At 62.5% G+C, this 22,470-nt stretch carries 24 protein-coding genes; all 24 read left to right on the top strand.

The window, feature by feature from the left end; all coding sequences use genetic code 11:
- Positions 1-1,625 precede the first annotated feature (1,625 nt).
- The 24 genes from C6Y32_RS15410 to mraY all read left to right on the top strand — a co-directional run bounded on the left by C6Y32_RS15410 (position 1,626) and on the right by mraY (position 22,452).
- On the top strand, positions 1,626-1,874 hold the full coding sequence (locus C6Y32_RS15410) for a FeoA family protein (protein ID WP_164998255.1): 249 nt from the start codon (positions 1,626-1,628) through the stop codon (positions 1,872-1,874).
- An 11-nt stretch (positions 1,875-1,885) separates the two neighbouring features.
- Entirely contained in the window at positions 1,886-3,949 is a 2,064-nt protein-coding gene (gene feoB / locus C6Y32_RS10775; RefSeq protein WP_243562702.1) for a ferrous iron transport protein B, read from the top strand.
- A gap of 40 nt (positions 3,950-3,989) precedes the next feature.
- Positions 3,990-4,148 (top strand): hypothetical protein, encoded by a 159-nt coding sequence (locus C6Y32_RS15405; RefSeq protein WP_164998236.1) that lies wholly within the window; start codon positions 3,990-3,992, stop codon positions 4,146-4,148.
- A gap of 225 nt (positions 4,149-4,373) precedes the next feature.
- A complete protein-coding gene (locus C6Y32_RS10765; RefSeq protein ID WP_105205269.1) occupies positions 4,374-5,060 on the top strand; it encodes a YczE/YyaS/YitT family protein in 687 nt (228 codons plus the stop codon).
- Between the two features lie 130 nt (positions 5,061-5,190).
- On the top strand, positions 5,191-5,553 hold the full coding sequence (gene ylxM, locus C6Y32_RS10760; RefSeq protein WP_105205268.1) for a YlxM family DNA-binding protein: 363 nt from the start codon (positions 5,191-5,193) through the stop codon (positions 5,551-5,553).
- A gap of 41 nt (positions 5,554-5,594) precedes the next feature.
- Positions 5,595-6,917 (top strand): signal recognition particle protein, encoded by a 1,323-nt coding sequence (gene ffh / locus C6Y32_RS10755; RefSeq protein WP_105205267.1) that lies wholly within the window; start codon positions 5,595-5,597, stop codon positions 6,915-6,917.
- A 77-nt stretch (positions 6,918-6,994) separates the two neighbouring features.
- The gene (gene rpsP / locus C6Y32_RS10750) at positions 6,995-7,240 is read left to right on the top strand and encodes a 30S ribosomal protein S16 (RefSeq protein ID WP_105205266.1); all 246 of its coding nucleotides are present in this window, start codon (positions 6,995-6,997) and stop codon (positions 7,238-7,240) included.
- A 71-nt stretch (positions 7,241-7,311) separates the two neighbouring features.
- Complete coding sequence (locus C6Y32_RS10745) at positions 7,312-7,545, top strand: KH domain-containing protein (protein ID WP_105205265.1); 234 nt, start codon at positions 7,312-7,314, stop codon at positions 7,543-7,545.
- Positions 7,546-7,701: 156 nt separating this feature from the next.
- Entirely contained in the window at positions 7,702-8,208 is a 507-nt protein-coding gene (gene rimM / locus C6Y32_RS10740; RefSeq protein WP_105205264.1) for a ribosome maturation factor RimM, read from the top strand.
- Positions 8,198-8,953, top strand: coding sequence for a tRNA (guanosine(37)-N1)-methyltransferase TrmD (trmD, locus tag C6Y32_RS10735; protein WP_105205263.1), 756 nt, complete (start codon positions 8,198-8,200; stop codon positions 8,951-8,953). Before rimM ends, trmD begins: the two co-directional genes overlap by 11 nt.
- Positions 8,950-9,660 (top strand): DUF554 domain-containing protein, encoded by a 711-nt coding sequence (locus C6Y32_RS10730; protein WP_105205262.1) that lies wholly within the window; start codon positions 8,950-8,952, stop codon positions 9,658-9,660. The genes trmD and C6Y32_RS10730 overlap by 4 nt, the downstream gene beginning before the upstream one ends.
- Positions 9,661-9,852: 192 nt before the next feature.
- On the top strand, positions 9,853-10,116 hold the full coding sequence (locus tag C6Y32_RS10725) for an HPr family phosphocarrier protein (RefSeq protein WP_105205261.1): 264 nt from the start codon (positions 9,853-9,855) through the stop codon (positions 10,114-10,116).
- A 152-nt stretch (positions 10,117-10,268) separates the two neighbouring features.
- Positions 10,269-12,089, top strand: coding sequence for an excinuclease ABC subunit UvrC (gene uvrC, locus C6Y32_RS10720; RefSeq protein ID WP_105205451.1), 1,821 nt, complete (start codon positions 10,269-10,271; stop codon positions 12,087-12,089).
- 69 nt (positions 12,090-12,158) lie between these two features.
- Positions 12,159-12,779 carry a 16S rRNA (guanine(966)-N(2))-methyltransferase RsmD gene (rsmD, locus tag C6Y32_RS10715; RefSeq protein ID WP_306418981.1) on the top strand — a complete coding sequence of 207 codons (621 nt, stop codon included), beginning with the start codon at positions 12,159-12,161 and terminating at the stop codon, positions 12,777-12,779.
- Positions 12,776-13,261, top strand: coding sequence for a pantetheine-phosphate adenylyltransferase (gene coaD / locus C6Y32_RS10710; protein WP_105205259.1), 486 nt, complete (start codon positions 12,776-12,778; stop codon positions 13,259-13,261). Before rsmD ends, coaD begins: the two co-directional genes overlap by 4 nt.
- 2 nt (positions 13,262-13,263) lie before the next feature.
- On the top strand, positions 13,264-13,725 hold the full coding sequence (locus C6Y32_RS10705) for an ATP synthase subunit B family protein (protein ID WP_105205258.1): 462 nt from the start codon (positions 13,264-13,266) through the stop codon (positions 13,723-13,725).
- 49 nt (positions 13,726-13,774) lie between these two features.
- The gene (locus C6Y32_RS15135) at positions 13,775-14,041 is read left to right on the top strand and encodes a hypothetical protein (protein ID WP_129589433.1); all 267 of its coding nucleotides are present in this window, start codon (positions 13,775-13,777) and stop codon (positions 14,039-14,041) included.
- A 78-nt stretch (positions 14,042-14,119) separates the two neighbouring features.
- A complete protein-coding gene (mraZ, locus tag C6Y32_RS10700; RefSeq protein WP_105205257.1) occupies positions 14,120-14,542 on the top strand; it encodes a division/cell wall cluster transcriptional repressor MraZ in 423 nt (140 codons plus the stop codon).
- A gap of 32 nt (positions 14,543-14,574) precedes the next feature.
- Positions 14,575-15,507 (top strand): 16S rRNA (cytosine(1402)-N(4))-methyltransferase RsmH, encoded by a 933-nt coding sequence (gene rsmH, locus C6Y32_RS10695; RefSeq protein WP_105205256.1) that lies wholly within the window; start codon positions 14,575-14,577, stop codon positions 15,505-15,507.
- A gap of 97 nt (positions 15,508-15,604) precedes the next feature.
- On the top strand, positions 15,605-16,063 hold the full coding sequence (locus C6Y32_RS10690) for a hypothetical protein (protein ID WP_105205255.1): 459 nt from the start codon (positions 15,605-15,607) through the stop codon (positions 16,061-16,063).
- A 217-nt stretch (positions 16,064-16,280) separates the two neighbouring features.
- Positions 16,281-18,494 (top strand): penicillin-binding transpeptidase domain-containing protein, encoded by a 2,214-nt coding sequence (locus C6Y32_RS10685; protein ID WP_164998235.1) that lies wholly within the window; start codon positions 16,281-16,283, stop codon positions 18,492-18,494.
- Positions 18,495-18,548: 54 nt separating this feature from the next.
- A complete protein-coding gene (locus C6Y32_RS10680; RefSeq protein ID WP_105205253.1) occupies positions 18,549-20,006 on the top strand; it encodes a UDP-N-acetylmuramoyl-L-alanyl-D-glutamate--2,6-diaminopimelate ligase in 1,458 nt (485 codons plus the stop codon).
- Positions 20,007-20,050: 44 nt separating this feature from the next.
- The gene (locus C6Y32_RS10675; RefSeq protein ID WP_105205252.1) at positions 20,051-21,445 is read left to right on the top strand and encodes a UDP-N-acetylmuramoyl-tripeptide--D-alanyl-D-alanine ligase; all 1,395 of its coding nucleotides are present in this window, start codon (positions 20,051-20,053) and stop codon (positions 21,443-21,445) included.
- Positions 21,442-22,452 (top strand): phospho-N-acetylmuramoyl-pentapeptide-transferase, encoded by a 1,011-nt coding sequence (mraY, locus tag C6Y32_RS10670; protein WP_105205251.1) that lies wholly within the window; start codon positions 21,442-21,444, stop codon positions 22,450-22,452. Before C6Y32_RS10675 ends, mraY begins: the two co-directional genes overlap by 4 nt.
- Positions 22,453-22,470: the final 18 nt, after the last annotated feature.

Here is a 22,470-nt window from a genome sequence, read left to right as displayed (position 1 = left end):
ACGCGTTTCGTACGCCGGGGCGGACCTGTCTTCTGGCGAGTAAAAAAGCGGGGTACGCTCTATAAATTAGGCTCTGTACAGTGTCTCGCCAAATGCAGTTGTACAGAGCACAGCTTTCTTCTAAGCTGGTCGATCAGTAGTGTAGATGTCATGATCTCGGCCTCCTGCCTGGTATTATCTTAACAGCCGGCCCGCTCTGCTGTCAAGCCGGGGGCTATTTCAACTGGGGGGATACCGGTAAAAAAACAGCAGTGCGGTGTCTAAAGGCGCTGTGGAGTGTCAGGAGCGGCAGGATTGCAGGCGACGGCTCGTATCGGCAGGGGAGCGGGGAAGAAAATAGGGCGGATGAAGAAAGCCAAGAGAAACTTAAAGGTGCGTGGACCTTACCTGCGAGCGTTTTTCAGGGCTTTTTTAAAATGTGAACAAATTGTAAAAACGAGCCTTTGCAGCTGATTTTTGCCGCCGAAAACGGCGCAAAAGCCAAAATAGAGGTACAGCCGCCGCTGATGGTATATCATGCCCCAAGCGGACATACATTGTGAGCAAGAGGACGGACAAGCGGTGCCTGTCCGCCGGCAGATAGCGGCGAGATCATCCGCTTATCGCAAAAGGGGATGCCGCATCATCCGTCCCGCAGAATTGTGGCGCTAAAGTTGGCGAACGACCTGCTAAAAGACTATTTTGGCGCGTTTGTACCCCAGTCAGCGCGCTGAGCAGGCGATACCTGCCCGGCGGCTATTGCGCTCTGTGCTGCTGAGTGATATGTTGCCGCCAGATAGCGAAAGCGGGGCCGCTCCACGACCATTTGCAGCAGATGGCGGAATATCCGGTGCCTGTCCACGCCCGCAAATGCTCCCCCCTACCATCAAAAAGATCATCGCGCTGCCCCACCGGGTGCTCCACCGGGGCGCTGCCGAAACTGCCCGAGATCGGTCGGGACCATCGTGTCCCAGCCGCGTCCCAAAAGGCGGCGGAGCAAAAAGATGCTGCGAGAGCGGATGGGGGGCACGCCAGCGGTGCCCGGTGGGCAGGTTGGTGTGATTAGATGTACTGCTCGGCGGCTGCCTGCAGAGCGGGACCGAATGGTCCGCCGCAGGGACCGCCGGGCGATAAGAGATTGGAGATGCACCGAGTTACACCGGCGGCACGGCAGCGGGTCTCTATCAGTTCTGTCAATAAAGAGGAGAACGGCAGCTGATATGTATTTTGAGGGTACACGTACATATTCGGGGCTGGCAGCTGTCCAGCGCCGGTACCGGTATATGAGAGAGTCAGGACGCCTGCCGCCTGTGCAGAAAAAGCACTGCGACCTGCGCTGAGTACGGGTGCGCCAGTCGGCTGCTGCCGACCCCGAGACATGCCGGTGAGGTCGGCGGTATGGCTGCTGTTTGGAGCAGATCGGGGCGGCGTATCCCCTGACGGCCCGCGGCGGTGCTCGGTGCATGATCGGGGGTCTGCCGGTGGAGAGAGCAGCTGTGCGGGCCGGTCAAGACCGCTTGCGGTTTTACAAAGACCAGGTACCGCACCGGCGGGGCGGTGACCGCGCCGCGCAAAACAGATCGGCAGCGGGGCGGACGAGCACCGGCCCGCCGCGACCGGCAAGAAGAGAAAGGGACGTGTTTGCCATGAGAGCCAAGGAATTGCCCGCCCGCACGCTGCGGGACCTGAGACCGGGGCAGAGCGGCCGGGTGGGAGAGGTGGGCGGCAGCGGGCCGCTGCGCACCCGCCTGCTGGAGCTGGGCCTTACCCCCGGGGTGCGGGTGCTGGTAAAAAAAGTGGCCCCGTTCGGCGACCCCATCGAGATCAGCCTGCGGGGGTACGCGCTGTCGTTGCGCAAGAGCCAGGCCCAAGAGATCACGCTGGCCGGCAGGTAAGGAGGTGCAAAATGGCTGTACAGGTACACACGGTAAAGAGGCCGGCCCCGCCGGCGGCGGGAAAAATGCGGTCGCCGCGCATCGCCCTGATCGGCAACCCCAATTGCGGCAAGACCACCCTGTTTAACGCCCTGACCGGCTCGAACCAATACGTGGGCAACTGGCCGGGGGTGACGGTTGAGAAAAAGGAGGGGCGGGCCAGTTTACAGGGGCAGCCCTACACACTGGTCGACCTGCCGGGCATCTACTCGCTGTCGCCGTACACCATGGAGGAGATCGTGGCCAGCGACTTTCTTATAAAAGAGCGGCCCGACGCGGTGCTCGACATCGTCGATGGCACCAACCTCAGCCGCAACCTGTACCTGACCATGCAGCTGCTGGAGCTGGATATCCCGGTGGTGGTGGCCGTGAACATGATCGACGACGTGCAGGCCGCCGGTGGCAGCATCGATACGGCGGCCATGTCGCAGCTGTTGGGGGTGCCGGTGCTGCCCATCGCCGCCCGCCGCGGGCAGGGGGTAGAGGCGCTGATGGCTGCGGTGCTGCGCGCCGGCCGCCGCACCGGGCCGCCGATAGACCACGATAAGCGGGTGCAGCGGGCCCGCAGCGCGGTGGCGCAGCTGCTGCCGCCGAAGCTGCCCCACCGCGCCTATGTGATAAGCCAGCTGCTGGCCGGCCGCCGGGAGGTGCTGCACGCCCACCACATCGCGCCCCGGCAGATAGCCGAGATCGGTGCCCAACTGGAGCGGGCCTACGGGAAAAAGAGCGATATCGAGAGCATTTTGGCCACCGACCGGTACGACCAGATCGATCTTGTGGTCGCCGCCGCCTTTACCCCCGGCCCCAGAGCGGGCAAAGAGACAGTTACCGATCGCATCGACCGGGTGGTGACCCACCGCTATCTGGCGATCCCCATCTTTTTTGCGGTGATGGCGCTGATGTTCGCGGTCACCTTTGGCCCGGTGGGCGCCACCTTGTCGGGGCTGGTGGAGCGCTTTATCACCGATGTTTTGACGCCGGCGGTCACCGCGCTGCTGGCCGGGGCGGGCACCCCCGCCTGGGTGCAGGGGCTGCTGGTGGACGGGGTGATCACCGGGGTGGGGGGGATCCTCACCTTTTTGCCCCAGATCATGCTGCTGTTTTTGTTTCTCTCGGTGCTCGAGAGCAGCGGCTACATGGCCCGCGCCTCATTCGTGATGGACGGGCTGCTGCGCAAGATGGGCCTTACCGGCAAGAGCTTTATCCCCATGCTGATGGGCTTTGGCTGCACCACCCCGGCGGTGATGGCCACCAAGACGCTGGAGAACGAGGACGACCGCCGGCTGACCATCATGGTCACGCCGTTCATGTCCTGCGGGGCCAAGCTGCCCATTTACGGCCTGTTTGCCGGGGCGCTGTTTCCCGCCCATGCCGGGCTCATCGTGTTCTCGATGTACCTGTTGGGGCTGGCGGTGGCCATCTGTTCGGGCATCCTGCTCAAAAAAACAGTGTTTCACCAAAACGCCTCCCCCTTTATTATGGAGCTGCCCCCCTACCGCCTGCCCAGTTTGCGCAATACCGGCCTGCTGATGTGGGAGAAGTGCCGCGGCTTTCTCGTCAAGGCGGGCACCATTATTCTGTCGATGAGCGTGCTCATCTGGTTTTTGCAGCATTTTGACCTGTCGCTGCGGCTGGTGGGCGATACCTCGGCCAGCATGTTGGCCGGGTTGGGCCGGTGCATCGCCCCGGTGCTGGCCCCGCTCGGTTTTGGCACCTGGCAGGCGGCGGTGGCGCTGCTGGCCGGGCTGGTGGCCAAAGAGGCGGTGGTCTCTACGCTGGCGGTGCTCTACGGGGTACAGGTGGGCTCGACGGCGCTGCTGCAGATCATCGGCGCCTCGTTCACCCCCGCCTCGGCCTACGCCTTTATGGTGTTTTGCCTGCTCTACGTGCCCTGCATGGCGGCTTTTGCCACCATCATCAAGGAGATGGGCAGCTTAAAATGGGCGCTGAAGGCGGCGCTGTTTCAGGTGGGCACCGCCTACCTGGTCTCGTATATGGCCTACCAGTTTGCCCGGCTGGCCATGATCCTGTGCTGACCGCCGGCCCCGCCCGGCGCAGCTGTAAGGAGGTGTTTTTGTGCTGTACTGGCTGATCATGGCTGCAGTGGCGGCGCTGACCGGTTACGCCGTCTACACGGTGGCGGTGCACATCGCCCACCTTGTCACCGGTCGCGGCTGCCGCGACTGCGGCCACTGCACCGGCGGCTGTGCCGGCTGCGACCGAGGGCGCCGCTAAAGGCGCATACGGCCCTCGCTGCCCGAGCGGCAAAATACCTGCGAAAAAACACCGCCGGCCCGCCCCGGCCCGACTTTAGCCTGTCCCCAGCTACCGCCCCCCAGCAGGTGTTTTTTGAGTGCTTTCGGCGGCTGGCGGTTGCCCTCGGCGGGCAAAGTGGTATACTGGGTACAGTGTGTGCGCGCCCGGCCGGTACCGGCGCGCACCGGGAGGGGAGAGAGTGCTTTGAGCCGCGAGAAGACGCGCTTGTTTTGGCGCAAGCTGGCCTGTTTACTGCCGGCGGTACCGCTGATGGCGCTGGGTATCAGCTGCAACATCACCGCCGACCTGGGCAGCGACCCATACACCAGCTTTCAGCAGGGCCTGGCCGGCCTGACTGGGCTGCGGGTGGGCACCGTGTCGGTGCTGGTGAATGTGGCCATCGTGCTGCTGTTTTTGCTGCTCGACCGCGCGCTCATCAACGTGGGGGCGGTGGTCTTTTCGCTGGGGTGCGGCCCGTTCGTCAACCTGTTTTTGCCGCTGCTGCAGGCGCTGCGGGGCGCGCACCCGGCCCTGTGGGTGCGCGCGCTCTTTTTGGCCGCCGGCATCGGCTGTATCGTGCTGGCCCTGAGCTACTACATCCCGGTGGGGCTGGGGGCCGAGCCCATCGATATGCTGGCCATCTACATCGGGCGGCTGGTGCGGCGCACCTACGGCATGGGTCTCAACATCTTGAACGCGCTGCTGTTCGTGGCGGCGGTGCTGATGGGCGCCCCGTTTGGGGTGGGCACCGTGGCCAACGTGCTGTGTATCGGCAAGTTTACCGACCTGCTCATGGCCCGGCTGGGCCCGCTGGTGCGCCGTCTCACCGGCGAGTCGGGGTCTACCGACCGCCAAAATGCGGCCAAAAAAATTGTAGAAAAGGCGAAATAGTAAAGGCGCAGGCCTTGACAGGACGGCCGGCGCCCGATATAATACATGTAAAGGCGGCCCCTTTACAGGCCTGCCCGTATGGGGGCGGGCCTGTTTTTAGGCCGCTGTGCAGGGAGGGGGCGCCGGGCGTATGGCCAAAGATTTAAAGATGTCGCTGCTGTGCGATTTTTACGGCGACCTGCTCACCGACAAGCAGCGCGACTGCCTGGAGCTCTATTACGATCAGGACCTCTCGCTGGGGGAGATCGCCGAGAATACCGGCATCACCCGGCAGGGGGTGCGCGACTCCATCAAGCGCGGCGAAGCCACGCTGCTGGAGATGGAGGGGGCGCTGGGCCTGTGCGCCAAGGAGCGCCAGAACTACGGCTATCTGGCCCGCATCACCGAGCAGGCCAAAAACATTTTGCCCTACGGCGACGGCACCCCCTACGCGGCGGAGATCCGCCGCTGCGTGCAGGAGATACTGGATGCCGTAGAGGAGATGAGCCGCTGAACCGGGCGGCAAAGCGAGTAGTTAGGTAGGAGGGCTGCCACATGGCGTTTGAGGGCCTGTCGGAAAAACTGTCGGCCGCGTTCAAGCGGCTCAAGCAAAAGGGCAAGCTTGACGAAAAAGACGTAAAGACCGCCATGCGGGAGGTGCGCCTGGCCCTGCTGGAAGCCGACGTCAACTACAAGGTGACCAAGCAGTTCGTCAGCGCCGTCACCGAGCGGGCGGTGGGCGCCGCCGTGTTCGAGAGCCTCACCCCCGCCCAGCAGGTCATCAAGATCGTGCACGAGGAGCTCATAAACCTCATGGGCAGCGAGGTCAGTCGGCTGCAGATCCCCTCCAAAGGGCAGTGCGTCATCATGATGTGCGGCCTGCAGGGCTCCGGCAAGACCACCCACTCGGGCAAGCTGGCCAAGCTGCTCAAGGGCCAGGGGCACCGGCCGCTGCTGGTGGCCTGCGACGTGTACCGCCCGGCAGCCATCAAGCAGCTGCAGGTGGTGGGCGAGCAGGCCGGGGTGCCGGTATTCGAGATGGGCCAGATCGACCCGGTGGAGATCGCCAAAAAGGCGCTGGCCCACGCCCGGGACTACGGCAACGATATCGTCATCCTCGATACCGCCGGCCGCCTGCACATCGACGAGCAGCTGATGGGCGAGCTCGAGAACATCAAGTCCGCCGTCGATCCCAGCGAGATCTTGCTGGTCATCGACGCCATGACCGGACAGGACGCCGTCAACGTGGCCCAGAGCTTTAACGACCTGCTCGAGATCACCGGCGTGGTGCTCACCAAGCTCGACGGCGACACCCGCGGCGGCGCGGCGCTCTCGGTCAAGGCGGTCACCGGCAAGCCCATCAAGTTTTCCGGTACCGGCGAAAAGCTCGACGACCTGGAGCCGTTTTACCCCGACCGCATGGCCTCGCGCATTTTGGGTATGGGCGACGTGCTCACCTTCATCGAAAAGGCGCAGGAGCAGTTCGACGAAAAGCAGCAGCAGAAGATGGAAGAAAAGCTGCGCCAGAACAAGTTCGACCTGCAGGACATGCTCGAGCAGCTGGAACAGATAAACAAGATGGGCTCGATGCAGCAGATCATGGGCATGATGCCCGGCGGTATGGGCGCCCAGATGAAAGACGCCGACATCGACGAGCGGCAGATCGACCGCACCCGGGCCATCATCCTCTCGATGACCCCGCAGGAGAGAGCCAAGCCCAAGCTGATAAACCCCGCCCGCAAGCGGCGCATCGCCGCCGGCAGCGGCACCAAGGTGGAGGACGTCAACCGGCTGCTCAAGCAGTTCGAGCAGATGAGCAAGCTCATCCGCCAGTTTACAAGGCCCGGCAAGCGCCGGCGCAGATTCATGCCTTTTTAGCGGGCAGTTTTAACGAGGTACGGACCGGCCGCCTGCGGCCGGTGGTATAGATACTAAATGTACAGGAGGTGACAGTGATGGCTGTTAAGATAAGACTTCGCCGCATGGGCGCCAAAAAGGCCCCCTTCTACCGCGTGGTAGTGGCGGATTCCAGATACCCCAGAGACGGCAGATTCATCGAGGAGCTGGGCTACTACGATCCCACCAAAGATCCCAAAGTGGTGAAGATCGACGTGGAGAAAGCGCAGAAATGGATCGCCAACGGCGCCCAGCCGACCGATACCGTGAAGGCGCTGCTGCAAAAGGCAAGCGAGGCCGAGTAATCTCGTCAGACCGCGCTGCCGCATTGGGCAGTGAGATGTTTTATGTCTGAGACATAAGGAGGTTTGGCCAGATGGAGGAACTCTTAGTTGCCATCGTCTCCGGCCTGGTGGAGGATCCCTCCGCCATCGAGGTGACCTGCGACGCCCCCAGCGAGGAAGGCGTGATCGTCTACCACGTGCACGTGGCGCAGCAGGACATGGGCCGCATCATCGGCAAACAGGGCAAGATCGCCAAGGCGATCCGCACTGTGATGCGCTCGGCGGCCAGCCGCCGGGGCGAAAAAGTTCTCGTCGAGATCGACTGACGACAGATATGGGGAAAGCCCGCGGGCTTTCCCTGTTTTTGTGTGGCGCCGCCTTTGGGGGCCGGTGCGCCGCGCCGCGTCAAAACACCCCATCCCGGGGCTGCGGCGGCCCGATATGCCGCCCGCCCCGGCGCCAGCTACAGGAGGAAAAAGAGCGTGAAGAAGTTTTTAGAGGTGGGCAAGATCGTGGCCACACAGGGCATCCGCGGCGAGGTGCGGGTGCAGCCCTGGTGCGACAGCCCGGCATTTTTACTGGACTTTGATACCCTGTACCGGCAGGACGGCACCGCCATGGAGGTGCAGCGCGCCCGGGTGCAGAAGAACATCGTCATCGTCAAATTCGCCGGTATCGAGCGCATCGAGGACAGCCAGCCCTACATCGGCACCGTGCTGTATATCGACCGCGACGACGCCCAGCTGCCCGAGGGCAGCTACTTTGTGCAGGACCTTTTGGGCCTGGAGGTGTACGACGCCGACACCGGCGCCCGCTACGGCGAGGTGGTGGAGGTGAGCCAGACCGGCGCCAACGACGTGTACCACGTAAAAGACGGCGACAAGTTGCGGCTGGTGCCGGCCATCAAAGAGGTGGTGCTGGACATCGACTTTGCCGGGGGCAGTATGCGCATCCGGCCGCTGGAGGGGCTGTTTGACGATGCGCATTGATATCGCTACCCTGTTTCCCGATATGGTGATGGCGGTGCTGGGCGAGAGCATCATCGGCCGCGCCGCGCAGGAGGGAAAAGTCGAGATACACGCCCACAACATCCGCGACTACACCGCCGACCGCCACCGCCGGGTGGACGACTACCCCTACGGCGGCGGTATGGGCATGGTGATGCAGCCCCAGCCCATCTACGACTGCCACCGCGCGGTGTGCGAAGAGCTGGGCGGCGGGCAGCGCCCCTGGACGGTGTACCTGTCGCCCCAGGGGCGGGTGATGGATCAGGCGCTGGTGCGCAGCTACCAGCGGCACCAAAATCTGTTTTTGCTCTGCGGCCACTACGAGGGGGTAGACCAGCGGGTGCTCGATGAGATCGTCGACGAGGAGGTGTCGCTGGGCGACTTTGTGCTCACCGGAGGCGAGATCGCGGCCATGGCCCTGGTCGACGCGGTGGTGCGGCTGCAGCCGGGAGTGCTGGCCGACGACAGCTGCTTTGAGGAGGAGAGCCACTGGAACGGCCTGCTGGAGTACCCCCAGTACACCCGCCCGCCGGTGTGGAACGGACGCGAGGTGCCGGCGGTGCTGCTCTCGGGCCACCACCAGAACATCGTCGACTTCAGGCGGCGGGGCGCGCTGCAAAACACCCTGAAAAAGCGGCCGGACATGCTGGACAGCGCCCCGCTGACCGACAGTGACCGGGCCCATTTGCGGCAGCTGGCAGAAGATGCGGGGGGAAAAGAGCGATGACCGGCACACTGATCAATGTGGGGGCTATCCTGCTGGGGACCGGCCTGGGCCTGCTGTTTAAAAAGGGGCTGCCCGCGCGGCTGCAGAACAGCCTGATGAAGACCATGGGCCTGGCCATCCTCTGCATCGGCCTCTCGGGCATGTTGGGCGCTATGGCCACTGTAAAAGACGGCGCCGTCAGCTTTGACGGCGGCCTGCTGCTGCTCGTCAGCCTGGTGGTGGGCGTCGTGGCCGGCGAGCTGCTGGATATCGACCGCCGCCTGGGCGGACTGGGCCAGCTCATCGAGAACAAGCTGAAGATCCAGGGATTTGCCCGCGGGTTTGTGGCGGCGGCAGTCATCTTCTGCGTGGGGGCCATGTCCATCGTGGGGGCGCTGAATGAGGGCCTCACCGGCGACTACAGCCTGCTCATCATCAAGAGCACCCTCGACCTGGTCACCGGCATGGTGCTCACCACCACCCTGGGGGTGGGGGTCGGTTTTGCCGCGGCGGCGGTGCTCGTCTACCAGGGGGGCATCACGCTGGCGGCCGGGCTGGTGGCCCCCTACATGACCGACGCGCTGATGGGCCAGATCACGGTGGTGGGCAACGCCATCATCCTGTGTATAGGTATCAACTTTTTATTTGGCGAAAAGGTAAAGACCGCCAACTTGTTGCCGGCCCTGTTGGTACCAATCCTGTATAATCTGCTAACAGCGCTGGTGTAAATGTAGAAGTTTTACACAAATGCGGCCGAGCATGTTCCCGGCAAACTTATGGCAATAGCAGAAAATAGAGTGGCCCTGCTGACAAAGCTCGAAACTGTGGTATAATGGGTCTCGGTATAAGGTAGGACCCCGTCCTGCCACCTTAAAATTACGTGATCGAATATCTTTTATCTATATAAGGAGTATGGCAAGATGTTTGTGAAAGATGTAGTTGTGGAAAACCAGGTCGGTCTGCACGCGAGACCCGCGACTTTCTTTATCCAGAAAGCAAACGAATACAAATCCTCTATCTGGGTGGAGAAAGAGGAGCGCCGGGTAAACGCCAAGAGTCTGCTGGGCGTGCTCTCGCTGGGCATCATCGGCGGCACCCAGATCCGCATCATGGCCGACGGCGGCGACGAGGAGCAGGCAGTTGAGGGACTGGTCGCTCTGGTGGAGTCTGGCTTTAAAGAGTAACTGCTCTGTACCTGGCGTTGTCGCTTTTGCGCGGCAGCGCCTTTTTGCATTTTTGGGCCCTGCTCCTGTCGGGGCGGGGCCCCTCGGTGCAAGCGGTCGACCAAAGTGGCGGCCGCAGCGCTGCACATACCTTTATAAAGGGGGCGACTGCCATGACCATACCCATGCTGGCCGAAAAGGCGGGCAAGCTGCCGCTGGAGCCGGGCGTGTACCTGATGAAGGACAAGACCGGCCAGATCATCTATATCGGCAAGGCAAAAAAGCTCAAGAACCGGGTGTCCAGCTATTTCCACTCGGTGGACAAGCACCTGCCCAAGGTGTACCAGATGGTGATGCACGTCAGCGATTTCGACTTTATCGTGGCCGGCAGCGAGTTCGAGGCGCTGGTGCTGGAGTGCAGTCTCATCAAGCAGTACAGCCCCAAATACAACATCCTGCTCAAAGACGACAAGGGCTACCACTACGTGAAGATCACCCCCGGCCCCTGGCCGGACCTGCAGGCGGCCAAGCAGAAGATCGACGACGGCAGCACCTACATCGGCCCCTACACCAGCTCGTTCGTGGTCACCCAGAGCGTGGAGCTGGCCAAAAAGGTATTCATGCTGCCCGGCTGTAAAAAGAAGTTCCCCCAGGATATCGGCAAGGAGCGGCCCTGCCTCAACTACCACATCAAGCAGTGCTGCGGGGTGTGCACCGGCAAGATCTCCTGCCAGGAGTATAACGACCGGGTGCAGCGGGCGGTGGACTACATCACCGTCGGCGCCGACAAGATCGTAAAGGACCTGGAGCGGGAGATGACCCGTCTGGCCGAGTCGATGGAATTCGAGAAGGCGGCCGCCATCCGCGACCAGCTGCAGTCGCTCAGGCGGCTGAACGAGCGGCAGAAGGTGGTGTTCGAGAGCAAGGTGGACATGGACGCCATCTCGGTGGCCAAGGGGGGCACCGCCGTGTGCGCGGTGGTGCTCAAGTTCCGCCGCGGCCGGCTCAGCGACAAGGACGAGTTTTTGCTCAAGGACGACGGCACCCCGGTGGAGATCCTCAACGAGTTCGTGGCCCGCTACTACACTACCCGCCAGGATATGCCCAAAGAGGTGCTGCTGGAGCTCGAGATCCCCGACGCCGCGCTGCTGGCGCAGCTGATGGGGGAGAAGCGGGGCAGCAAGGTGTCGGTGCTGGTGCCGCAGCGGGGTGAAAAGCGCCAGCTGGTGCAGATGGCCTACGACAACGCGGTCACCGGCATCTCCTACCGCAGCCGCCGCTCCTCCCGCGAGGTGGCCGGCTTAGACGAACTGGCCAAGCTGCTGGGGCTGGGGGAGCCGCCGGCCTATATCGAGTCCTACGATATCTCCAACCTGGGCGAGAGCTACAAGGTCTGTGGCATGGTGGTGTTTCGCGACGGTAAGCCCTACCGCCGGGCCTACAAGCGCTTTAAGATCCAGACCGTCGACGGCCAGGACGACTACGCCTCCATGCGCGAGGTGCTCACCCGCCGCCTCACCCGCCTGAAAAACGGCGACAGCGACGACGGTTTTGCCACCACCCCCGACCTGATCCTGCTCGACGGCGGCGAGGGCCACGTGGCGGCCATCCGCCCCATCGTGCAGCAGCTGGGGCTCTCTATCCCGGTGTTCGGCATGGTCAAAGACTCCAAGCACCGCACCCGGGCCATCGCCCTGGGCGGGCAGGAGGTGGCGCTGTCGTCGTACAAGGCGGCCTTTAAGCTGGTCACCACCATCCAGGACGAGGTCCACCGCTATGCCATCAGCTACCAGCGCAAGCTGCACAAGAACTCGGCCCTCAAGTCCGAGCTGACAAACATCCCCGGCGTGGGCGAAAAGCGGGCCAAGGCGCTGCTGACCGCCTTTCGCTCGCTGGAGGAGATATCGCTGGCCGACGTGCAGCAGCTCATGGACAGAGGAAAGCTGCCCAAAAAGGCGGCACTGGCGGTGTACGACTACTTTAACGGCAAATAGAGAGCGCCCCGGTATTTTTTGCCGCGACTTGACAGCGCCGGGCGCAGTATACGATAATAGACAAAACAGGTGTCGCATCCTGTCGAGCGCGGGGCGCCGCCCCCGCCCGGCACCGGCGGCACCGCTCAAAGAGAGGTTTTTTACATGCGGGTCATCACAGGCAGTGCCAGAGGCACCAGACTGCAGACGCTGGAGGGGCTGTCGGTGCGCCCCACCACCGACCGGGTAAAGGAGGGGCTCTTCAGCTCCATCCACTTTTTACTGCCCGGCGCCCGGGTGCTCGACCTGTTCGCCGGCTCGGGCCAGCTGGGCATCGAGGCGCTCAGCCGTGGCGCCGCCAGCTGTGTGTTCGTCGATCAGGACCGCACCGCCCACCAGGTGGTGCGCGACAACCTGCGCGCGGCCAAGCTGGAAAAACAGGCTCGGGTCATCCAGAGCGAGGCGCTCACCTACCTGCACCGCTGCCGCGACAGCTACGACCTGGTATTCGTCGACCCACCCTATGCCTGTGGGCTCTACGGCGAGATACTGGCCACGCTGGAGCCCTGCGTGGCCGCGGGCGGGCTGGTCACCGTCGAGAGCGACCGCGATGAGCCGCTGCCGCCCCAGGTGGGGCAGCTACAGCAGCAAAAGCGCCGCCGCTACGGCAAGATCACCATCACCACCTACCAGAAAGGGGAGCGGCTATGAGCACCGTCATCTGCCCCGGCAGTTTCGACCCCATCACCAAGGGCCATCTCGACATCATCGTCAGGGCCAGCAAGCTGTTTAGCCGGGTGATCGTGCTGGTGTCTAAAAACCCGCAGAAGACCACCTCGTTTTCCGAGCAGGAGCGGGTGGAGATGATCCGGGCGGTGACCGGCGACCTGCCCGGGGTAGAGGTCGACTGCTATCACGGCCTGCTGGCCGACTACGCCCGCCAGGTGGGGGCCATCGCGGTGGTGAAGGGGCTGCGCGCCGTCAGCGACTTCGAGTACGAGTTTCAGCAGTCGCTGGCCAACAAAAAATTAAACCCCGAGCTCGAGACCATCTTTTTAAACACCAATTCCAAATACATGTACCTGAGCTCCAGCATCGTAAAACAGATCGCTGCCTTCGGGGGCGACATCGCCGACTTCGTGCCCCCGGCCATCGTACAGCCCATCAAGACCCGGTTGAGTAAAGGAGAATAACTATGAATATCGATGAGATACTGGACCTGCTCGACGACGCGCTCGAAGACGCCTGGACGCTGCCCCTGTCCGGCGGGCGCCGGGTGGTGGACATCGAGAAGATCCGCGAGCTGACCGACGATATCCGCCTCAACCTGCCCACCGAGATCCGGCAGGCCAAAGCCATCGTCTCCGACCGGGCCGACATCGTGGCCACCGCCAAAAAAGAGGCGGCCGCCATCATCAAGCGGGCCGAGGACAAGGCGCGCAGCATCGTCGCCCAGGACGACCTGGTCAAGGCCGCCCAGAAAAAGGCCGGGGAGATCCTCAGCCAGGCGCAGATGCAGGCCCGAGAGATGAAACAGGCCTCCACCGAGTTTGCCGACAACGTGATGAAGAGCACCGAGCAGTTTTTGATCGCCCAGATGGACGAGGTGAAATCGGCCCGGGCCCGGCTGCACGGCCGCGAGGTCAAAAAGCGGTAGCCGGTGTGCGCTTTTCCCCAAAAAGAGCAATAAATGTGGAAAACGAGCGGTGGCTGCCGGTGGCAGCCGCCGCTTTTTGTGTGGAAAAAGTGGGCCGCGGTGGCATTTTGGTGGAAAATATTACCGGCAAAAAGAGGGGCAAAAACGGCCTTTTTGTGGGCGCTGCCGCCCGAAAGCGGTCAAATTTGGAAAAAATCAGAAAAGTGTGGTGAAAAGTGGGGCGAAAGCTCCGTTTTTTTGTGAAAAAACCTGCAAAAAACAATGTGGAATAAATGTGAACAATCGCCGCGCAGCGAATTTTTCACTTGATTTTTGATAGGGCTGCCCCTATAATGAAATAAAGTGGTGAAAAGTGGTTGAAAGTGCAACGAAGTACCACAAAGGTGGTGAGAAGATGTTAATGGGTGAATACAGCCACAATATCGACCCCAAGGGCCGCATGATCTTTCCCGCCAAGCTGCGGGAGGGCCTGGGGATGCGTTTTGTGGTCACCAAGGGGCTGGGCGAGCGCTGCCTGGCCGTCTATTCCTACGAGGAATGGGATCTTCTCGCCGCCAAGATCAAAAACTTGCCCATGTCTAAAGCCAGAGCGCTACAGCGGGTCTTGTTTGCCGGTGCCGTCGATGTGGAACCGGACAAGCAGGGCCGTATTTTGCTCCCCGCCGCGCTGCGGGAGTATGCCGGGCTGCAAAAAGACGTGGTGGTGGCCGGCGCTGCCAACCACGCCGAGATATGGGATAAAGACCAGTGGCTCGCCGAGTGCTCGAAGCTCGACGAGCAGGAGATCGCCGGCATCATGGAGGAGCTGGGGCTGTAGTCCCGCCGCCTTGGGCCGGGCAGAGAGGGGCGATGGGCGCTTTGGAATTTTCACATGTATCGGTACTTTTAAACGAGTGTATCCAGTCGCTCTGCATCCGCCCCGGCGGCACCTATCTCGACGGTACTGCCGGCGGTGCCGGCCACTCGCGGCAGATCGCCGCCCGTCTGGGGGGCGGCCACCTCTACGCCCTCGACAAAGACCCCACCGCCGTCGAGATCGCCGCCCAGCGCCTTGCCGGGCTGCCGGCCAGCGTGCTGCAGGCCGACTTTAAAAATGCCCGCGCGGCGCTGGCGGCGGTGGGGGTCACCCAGCTGGATGGGGCGCTGCTCGACCTGGGGGTATCCTCCTACCAGCTCGACACCAAGGAGCGGGGCTTTTCCTACCGCTTCGACGCGCCGCTGGACATGCGCATGAGCCAGACGGGCCTCTCGGCCTACGACGTGGTCAACACCTACTCCCCGCAGGAACTGGCGCGCATCTTATACACCTACGGCGAAGAGAAATTTTCCCGACAGATCGCCGCCAAGATCGCCGCCGCCCGCGAAAAGGCGCCCATCACCAGCACCTTTGAACTGGTGGAGATCATCAAGTCGGCACTGCCGGCAGCGGTGCTGCGCAAGCAGAAAAACCCCGCCAAGCAGAGCTTTCAGGCCATTCGTATCGAGGTCAACGGCGAACTCGACGCGCTGGCTCAGGGCCTGGCCGATATCTTCGATATGCTGGCCACCGGCGGCCGGCTGTGCGTCATCACCTTCCACTCGCTGGAGGACCGGCTGGTGAAAAAGCAGTTCGTGCAGTGGACGGTGGGCTGTACCTGCCCGCCGGATTTTCCCGTCTGCGTGTGCGGCGGCAAGCCAAAGGGCAAGCTGTGCCCCAAAAAGCCCATTTTGCCCAGCGAAGAGGAGCTGGCCCAAAACCGCCGCAGCCACAGCGCCAAGCTGCGGGTCATCGAAAAACTGTAAGCGGGGCAGAGGCCCCGGTATAGAATAGACGCTCTCCACCCGGAGACACAGATAGAAACAGCACCCCAAATACCCCACACAGAGAGGATGAAACCAGATGAAAAATGCAGGCCAGGCCTACGACTTATCCCTGTTTGAAAACCGGGAGCCCAAAATGCGGGTCATCAAAAATGAAAAGCCCCAACCCAAGAAAAAAGGAGCCCCGGCCGGTAAGGTGCTGCTGGCGGCCATTGCCATCTGCGTCACCGGGCTGATGATCTACAGCCGGGTGGTCCTCACCGAGCTGGGCGACCAGCTCAGCACCGCCAAAGACGATCTGGCTACCCTCACCTCCACCACCAAGCAGCTCGACATGCAGCTCGAGACCCGCATGAGCTTAAAAAATGTCGAGCAGTATGCCAGCACCCAGCTGGGCCTGGTGCGGGTCGACAGCAAGCAGGTGGAATACGTCGACCTCGAGCAGCAAAACAAGATCGAGGTGTCCGAGGAGAAGTCCCCGGTGGCCAGCTTTTTTGGTGGGCTGGCGGCCAAGATAAAGGAATACCTGGGCCTGTAGGGCCATACTCATATAACGTCACCAGCTGTCTGCGTACAGACGGCCGGTACGCCCGCAGCGGCAGTGGGCAGGGGCGGGCAGAGGTGTGCAGAGGGCTGCACCGCCGGGCCCCGCACCCGATACCGTGCACCCGAGATCTGGATGATTGGGCATAATGCAGAGGGTCAAGAACACAGATCTTGACCCTTTTTTTGGTAAAGGAGGCCATTTCACACCTATGAAACCGACCAAGAGGATGAGCACCCGCACCATCATCGTGCTGGCGCTGACAGTCGTCATCGGCTTTGGCACCGTCTTTGCCAATCTCATCAACGTGCAGATCGTCAAGGGCAAAAAGTACTCTGAGCTGGCTATGGAGCAGCAGCTGCGCGACACCCCCATCAGCTCGGTGCGTGGCGATATCACCGACTGCAACGGCAACATACTGGCCACCTCTTCCACCGTGTGGACGGTGTACATATCGCCGGCCGATATCAAAAACGACGAGCAGCGCGAGCTGATCGCCGAGAACCTGGCCTCTATCCTGGAACTGGACAAAGACGCCATTCTGGAAAAGACCAAAAAGAAAAACTACTACGAGATTATCAAGCGCCGGGTGGAAAAAGAGCCGGTGGACAAGGTACTGGCTTTTTCCAGCGAAAAAGAGATCGCCGCCATCCACGTGGAGGAGGACACCAAGCGCTATTACCCGCAGGGCAATTTCCTCTCGTCGGTGCTGGGCTTCGTCGGCAACGACAACCAGGGCCTGGAGGGGCTGGAGGCCTACTACGACAGCTATCTCAGCGGTACCCCCGGCCGGTCGGTGGCCATTAAAAACAGCTGGGGCCTCGACATGCCTTTCGACTACGAAAAAGAGTACGCCGCCAAAGACGGCGACACCTTGGTGCTCACCATCGACGAGGTGCTGCAACACTACCTGGAAAAGTACCTGCAGGAGGCGGTAGACGAGCACAACGCCACCAAGCGCGGCGCCGGCATCGTCATGAACGTCAAGACCGGCGAAATACTGGCCATGGCCACCAAACCCGACTACGACCCCAATGAGCCCTTCGAGATCTACGACCCCGAGGCCAAGGCCCGCATCGAGGCGCTCAGCGGTGAGGAGAAAGAGAAAGCTGAGGCCGAGGAGCTCTCGCTGCAGCGGCGCAACAAGGTCATCTCCGACCTGTACTACCCCGGCTCGGTATTCAAACCCATCACCGTATCGGCGGCGCTGGAGGAAGGCGTGGTCAACGCCAACAGCGGCTTTTACTGCCCCGGTTACGAGATTGTAGACGGCCAGCGCATCAACTGTGCCTCGGTCGGTTCGGGCGGTCACGGCCAGCAGAACCTGATGGAGATCCTCAAGAACTCCTGCAACCCCGGCCTTATGCAGACCGCCGCCAAACTGGGCAAAGAGAAGTTCTACCAGTACTTCCAGGGCTTTGGCCTCACCGAAAAGACCGGCATCGACCTGCCCGGCGAGGCACAGAGCATCTATGCCGGCCTCGACAAACTCTACCCGGTGGGCCTGGCCACCTCTTCTTTCGGCCAGACCAACAAGATCACCCCGCTGCAGATGGCCACCGCCTTTAGCGCCGTGGTCAACGGCGGCTACCTCTACCAGCCCCACATCGTCAAAAAGATCGTCGACGCCGACGGCAACGTGGTCGAGAACTTCCAGCCCAAGCTGGTGCGTCAGGTCATCTCTGAAGAGACCTCCAAAGAAGTGGCCGAGTTCCTGGAGCACGTGGTGGCCGACCCCGACGGTCAGGGCAAGCGCGCCTACGTCAAGGGCTACCGCATCGGCGGCAAGTCGGGCACCTCGCAGAAGATCGACGAGGAGGGCGGCGAGACCAGGTACATCGCCTCTTTCTGCGCCTTTGCCCCGGTGGACGACCCGCAGATCGTCTGCCTGATGTTCTTAGACGAGGCCGACAGTTACAGCATCTACGGCTCTACCCTCATGGGCCCGGCAGTGGGCAAATTCATGGCCGACGCGCTGCCGTACCTGGGCATCGAGCCCACCTACGAAAAGGGCGACGAGGGGATCGAGCAGTCGGTCCCGGCCCTGGCCGGGCAGGAGATCGGCACCGCCGAGAGCACGCTCATGTCCAGCGGCTTTAAGGTCAACCGGGTCGGCAGCGGCACCACCGTCGTCTCCCAGTACCCCAACAGCGGGCAGAAGGTGCCCACCGGCTCCACCATCACCCTGTACACCGAGTCCGACACCTCGCAGCAGATGGTGCAGGTGCCGAACTTCATCGGCTACACCCCGTCGGTGGTGCAGCAGATGGCGGCGAGCGCCAACCTGAACATAAAAGAGACCGGTGGCGGCAGCGACGCCTCGGCGGCCGCAGCCAACAAGCAGAGCATCCAGCCCGGTGAGATGGTGCCCGCCGGCACCGTCATCACGGTGGAATTTTACGACAACACAGTTTCCGGCGACTAGCGCGGTGCGCCCCCGGTGGGGCGCGCGGCGCTGTCCGCCGCGAGGAGGCTTTTGATGGACTTACAGACATTGCTGCGCGGGGCCGCACTGGAGCCCGACGGCCTGCAGGACCTGCAGGTGACGGTGAGCATGGTCACCTCCAACTCGCGCAAGGTGACCGAGGGCGCTGTGTTTTTGTGCCTGATGGGCCGCTCGTCCGACGGGCACGCATACGCCGCCCAGGCGCTGGAAAAAGGCGCGATCTGCGTCGTCGCCCAGCGCGATCTGGGCCTGGGCGCGCGCCAGCTGGTGGTAGGGGATACCCGCCTGGCCTACGGCCTTTTGTGCAGTGCCTTTTACGGCCACCCGTCTAAAAAACTCAAGCTGGTGGGGGTCACCGGCACCAACGGCAAGACCACCGTCACCACGCTGGCCAAGCAGGTGCTCGAGCAGGCCGGCCACAAGGTGGGCCTTATCGGCACCATCCAAAACCAGATCGATACCCTCAGCCTGCCGGCCAAGTTCACCACCCCCGAGCCGGAGGACCTGCACGCGCTGTTTGCCAGCATGGTAACTGCCGGCTGCGACTGCGCGGTGATGGAGGTCAGCTCCCAGGCGCTGGATCAGGGGCGGCTGTGCGGCGTCACCTTCGACGCGGCCATCTTTACCAACCTCACCCAGGACCACCTGGATTACCACGGCGATATGGAGCACTACTTCTCGGCCAAACGGCAGCTGTTTTTACAGGCCCGGTCGGCGGCGGTCAACGCCGACGACGCCTATGGTCGCCGGCTGCTGGCCGAGGCGGTCTGCCCCATGAGCGCCTACGGCACCGCCGCCGGCTGCGACTTTGCCGCCGCCGACATCCAGCAGCGGGTAGACGGGGTGTCGTTTACGCTGGTGCACGGTGAGCAGCGCATCCCGGTGCAGTTCGGCATGCCGGGCCTGTTCTCGGTATACAACATCTTGGCGGTCATCGCCGCCTGCCGGGCGCTGGGCTTAGAGCTGGACGCGATCTGTCGGGCGGTCGCCGGCTGCCACGGGGTATTTGGCCGGGCCGAGGTGCTCTACCGGGGGGCGTTCACCGTCATCTGCGACTTCGCCCACACCGCCGACGCGCTGGAAAACCTGCTCTCCACCCTGCGGCCCTTTGTGCCCGGCCGGCTGGTGGTGCTGTTTGGCTGCGCCGGTCAGCGCGACCGCACCAAACGCCCCAAAATGGCCGGCACCGTGGCCCAGTACGCCGATGTGATGGTCATCTCGTCCGATAACCCCCGCAACGAGGACCCGTACGTGATCCTGGAAGATACCGTCTCCACCATCCGCGACCGGGGCGTGCCCTACCACCTGGAGGTGGACCGCTACTATGCCATCCGCTGGGCCATCGAACAGGCCCGGCCCGACGATGTGGTGGTGCTGTGCGGCAAGGGGCACGAAAACTACCAGGTCATCGACACCTGCACCGTGTACTTCGACGAGCACGAGATCGTGGCCGAGGCGGTAAAAGAGTGGGAGCGCGCCCACCAGAACTAGGCGCCGCCCCGTACAGAGAAGACGAAAGGAAAGGCGTGAGCGTGATGATGAGATCTTTGCCACTGGGCGATATCGCACGGGCCATCGGCGCCCAGCTGCCGGGCGGCTGCGACCCCGCCCAGCAGATAACCGAGATATCCAGCGACACCCGGACCATCGTGCCGGGCAGCCTGTTCGTGGCCATCGAGGGTGAGCGTTTCGACGGCCACGCCTACGTGCAGGCGGCTTTTGACAAAGGTGCCGCGGCGGCGGTGGTGGCCCGCCCGGTAGAGCGAGCCGGCGGCCCGCAGCTGGTGTGCCAAAACACCAAAAATGCCCTGATCGCCATGGGCGGCCTGTACCGCGACCTGTTCGAGAGCTGCCGTTTTGTGGCGGTCACCGGCAGCGTGGGCAAAACCACCACCAAAGAGATGATCTACGCCGCGCTGCGCCGCTTTGGCAAGACCCTCAAGACAGAGGGCAACCAGAATAACGAGATCGGCATGCCCGCCACCCTGTTTCGCCTGCAAGACGATACCCGGCTGGCGGTCATCGAGATGGGCATGAGCGGCTTTGGCGAGATAGCCCCCATGACCCGCGCGGTGCGCCCCGAGGTGGCGGTGGTCACCAACATCGGCGTCTCCCACCTCGAGGCCATGGGCACCCGCGAGAACATCTTGCACGAAAAGCTGGATATCGCCCTGGGCCTGCAGGGCCCCAAAACGCTGGTGCTGTGCAGCGACAACGACCTGCTCTCCACCGTGACACAGGTGCCGGGGGCAGATCGCATCCTGCGCTATGCCATAGCGGACAAGTCGGCAGATTTTGTGGCCGGATCTATCCATTCCGACAGAGTCAGCACCTTTTTTACCGTACACTGTAAGGAGGGGGATTTCCCGGTGCAGATCCCCTGCCTGGGCCAGCACAACGTGCTCAACGCGCTGGCGGCCATCGCCGTCTCGGCGGCGCTGGGGCTCTCGGTGGCCACCGCCGCCGCCGGCTGCGCCGACTACCAGCCCGCCGGCATGCGCCAGCGGCTGGTGCAGTGCGGCGATATCACCTTTATCGAGGACTGCTACAACGCCAGCCCCGACTCGATGCGCGCCTCCATCACCCTGCTGGCGCAAAACTTCCCCGGCCGCCGCAAAATAGCGGTGCTGGCAGATATGCTGGAGCTGGGGGAGCACAGCCAGCAGATGCACCGCGACGTGGGGCAGATGCTCTGTGACAACGGCATCGACTGCGCCTTTTTGTACGGCCCGCAGATGCTGCGCTGTGCCGAGACCGCCACCGCCGGCGGGGTAGAGGTGCGGCACTTTGCCGACAAGCCGGCCCTCACCGCGGCGTTGATCGCGGCTTTGGCACCCGGCGACTGCGTGCTCGTCAAGGGCAGCCGGGGCATGAAGTTAGAAGAAGTTCTCGAGGAGATCTACCATACAAACGGGGGGACGTGCAGATGAGTCAAATACCGGTGATCCTGGCAGCGGTGCTGTCTTTTGCCATCACGGCCGTGGGGGGGCTGTTCATCATCCCCTTTTTAAAGCGGCTGCACTACGGCCAGACCATTAAAGAGATCGGCCCCACCTGGCATAAGGGAAAACAGGGCACCCCCACCATGGGCGGGCTGATGTTCATCATCGGCATCCCGGTGGCTACCCTCATCGCCTATTTCGCCATGCAGGGGCTGGATAAAAACACCTTTGCCACCATATTGCCCAGCCACCGGGCGCGGCTGTTCTACGGCCTGCTCATGGCGCTGGCCTTTGGCTTTCTGGGCTTTTTAGACGACTATATCAAGGTGGTCAAAAAGCGCAACCTGGGCCTGCGCGCCCGCGAGAAGATGCTGGGCCAGCTGCTCATCGCCGCGGCCTACATCGCCGCCTGCTACCTGTCCGGCGACCGCTCCACCTCGGTGAAGGTCCCCTTTGCAGGCGATATCGAGCTGGGGCTGTGGTATTTTCCGCTGGCGCTGTTTGTCATCGTGGGCACCGTCAACGCCGTCAACCTCACCGATGGGCTCGACGGGCTCTCCAGCTCGGTCACTTTCTGCGCCAGCCTGGGCTTCATCGTCATTTCCGGCATGCTCGGCTTTGCCGGTATGAACATCCTCTCGGCGGCGCTGGCCGGCGGCTGTATCGGCTTTTTGCTCTATAATTTCTACCCGGCCAAGGTGTTCATGGGCGATACCGGCTCGCTGTTTTTGGGGGGGCTGGTCACCGCGCTGGCCTTCGGCATCGGGCTGCCGGTGGCGCTGGTGCTGCTGGGCATCATCTACGTCATCGAGACGGTATCCGATATCCTGCAGATCGGCTTTTTCAAGCTCACCCACAAGCGCATCTTTAAAATGGCCCCCATCCACCACCACTTTGAGATGTGCGGATGGAGCGAGGTGAAGATCGTCACCGTGTTCTCGGTCATCACCCTGATCGGCGCGGTGCTGACAATCATCTGGGTCAGCGCCCTGTAGACATCGATATAAACTGTA

The organism is Neobittarella massiliensis (ex Bilen et al. 2018) (assembly GCF_900289145.1).
Lineage (GTDB): Bacteria > Bacillota > Clostridia > Oscillospirales > Ruminococcaceae > Neobittarella > Neobittarella massiliensis.
The sequence above is the reverse complement of the archived record's forward strand: the minus strand, read 5'-3'. Positions and strand labels throughout refer to the sequence as shown.

Coding starts and splice junctions, on each gene's coding strand:
- C6Y32_RS10745 (WP_105205265.1), top strand. CDS start 7,312: ATGGAGGAACTCTTAGTTGCCATCGTCTCCGGCCTGGTGGAGGATCCC.
- C6Y32_RS10675 (WP_105205252.1), top strand. CDS start 20,051: ATGATGAGATCTTTGCCACTGGGCGATATCGCACGGGCCATCGGCGCC.
- ffh (WP_105205267.1), top strand. CDS start 5,595: ATGGCGTTTGAGGGCCTGTCGGAAAAACTGTCGGCCGCGTTCAAGCGG.
- trmD (WP_105205263.1), top strand. CDS start 8,198: ATGCGCATTGATATCGCTACCCTGTTTCCCGATATGGTGATGGCGGTG.
- C6Y32_RS10685 (WP_164998235.1), top strand. CDS start 16,281: ATGAAACCGACCAAGAGGATGAGCACCCGCACCATCATCGTGCTGGCG.
- rsmH (WP_105205256.1), top strand. CDS start 14,575: ATGGGCGCTTTGGAATTTTCACATGTATCGGTACTTTTAAACGAGTGT.
- C6Y32_RS10730 (WP_105205262.1), top strand. CDS start 8,950: ATGACCGGCACACTGATCAATGTGGGGGCTATCCTGCTGGGGACCGGC.
- ylxM (WP_105205268.1), top strand. CDS start 5,191: ATGGCCAAAGATTTAAAGATGTCGCTGCTGTGCGATTTTTACGGCGAC.
- rpsP (WP_105205266.1), top strand. CDS start 6,995: ATGGCTGTTAAGATAAGACTTCGCCGCATGGGCGCCAAAAAGGCCCCC.
- C6Y32_RS15410 (WP_164998255.1), top strand. CDS start 1,626: ATGAGAGCCAAGGAATTGCCCGCCCGCACGCTGCGGGACCTGAGACCG.
- uvrC (WP_105205451.1), top strand. CDS start 10,269: ATGACCATACCCATGCTGGCCGAAAAGGCGGGCAAGCTGCCGCTGGAG.
- C6Y32_RS10725 (WP_105205261.1), top strand. CDS start 9,853: ATGTTTGTGAAAGATGTAGTTGTGGAAAACCAGGTCGGTCTGCACGCG.
- C6Y32_RS10680 (WP_105205253.1), top strand. CDS start 18,549: ATGGACTTACAGACATTGCTGCGCGGGGCCGCACTGGAGCCCGACGGC.
- coaD (WP_105205259.1), top strand. CDS start 12,776: ATGAGCACCGTCATCTGCCCCGGCAGTTTCGACCCCATCACCAAGGGC.
- mraZ (WP_105205257.1), top strand. CDS start 14,120: ATGTTAATGGGTGAATACAGCCACAATATCGACCCCAAGGGCCGCATG.
- feoB (WP_243562702.1), top strand. CDS start 1,886: ATGGCTGTACAGGTACACACGGTAAAGAGGCCGGCCCCGCCGGCGGCG.
- C6Y32_RS10705 (WP_105205258.1), top strand. CDS start 13,264: ATGAATATCGATGAGATACTGGACCTGCTCGACGACGCGCTCGAAGAC.
- C6Y32_RS10690 (WP_105205255.1), top strand. CDS start 15,605: ATGAAAAATGCAGGCCAGGCCTACGACTTATCCCTGTTTGAAAACCGG.
- mraY (WP_105205251.1), top strand. CDS start 21,442: ATGAGTCAAATACCGGTGATCCTGGCAGCGGTGCTGTCTTTTGCCATC.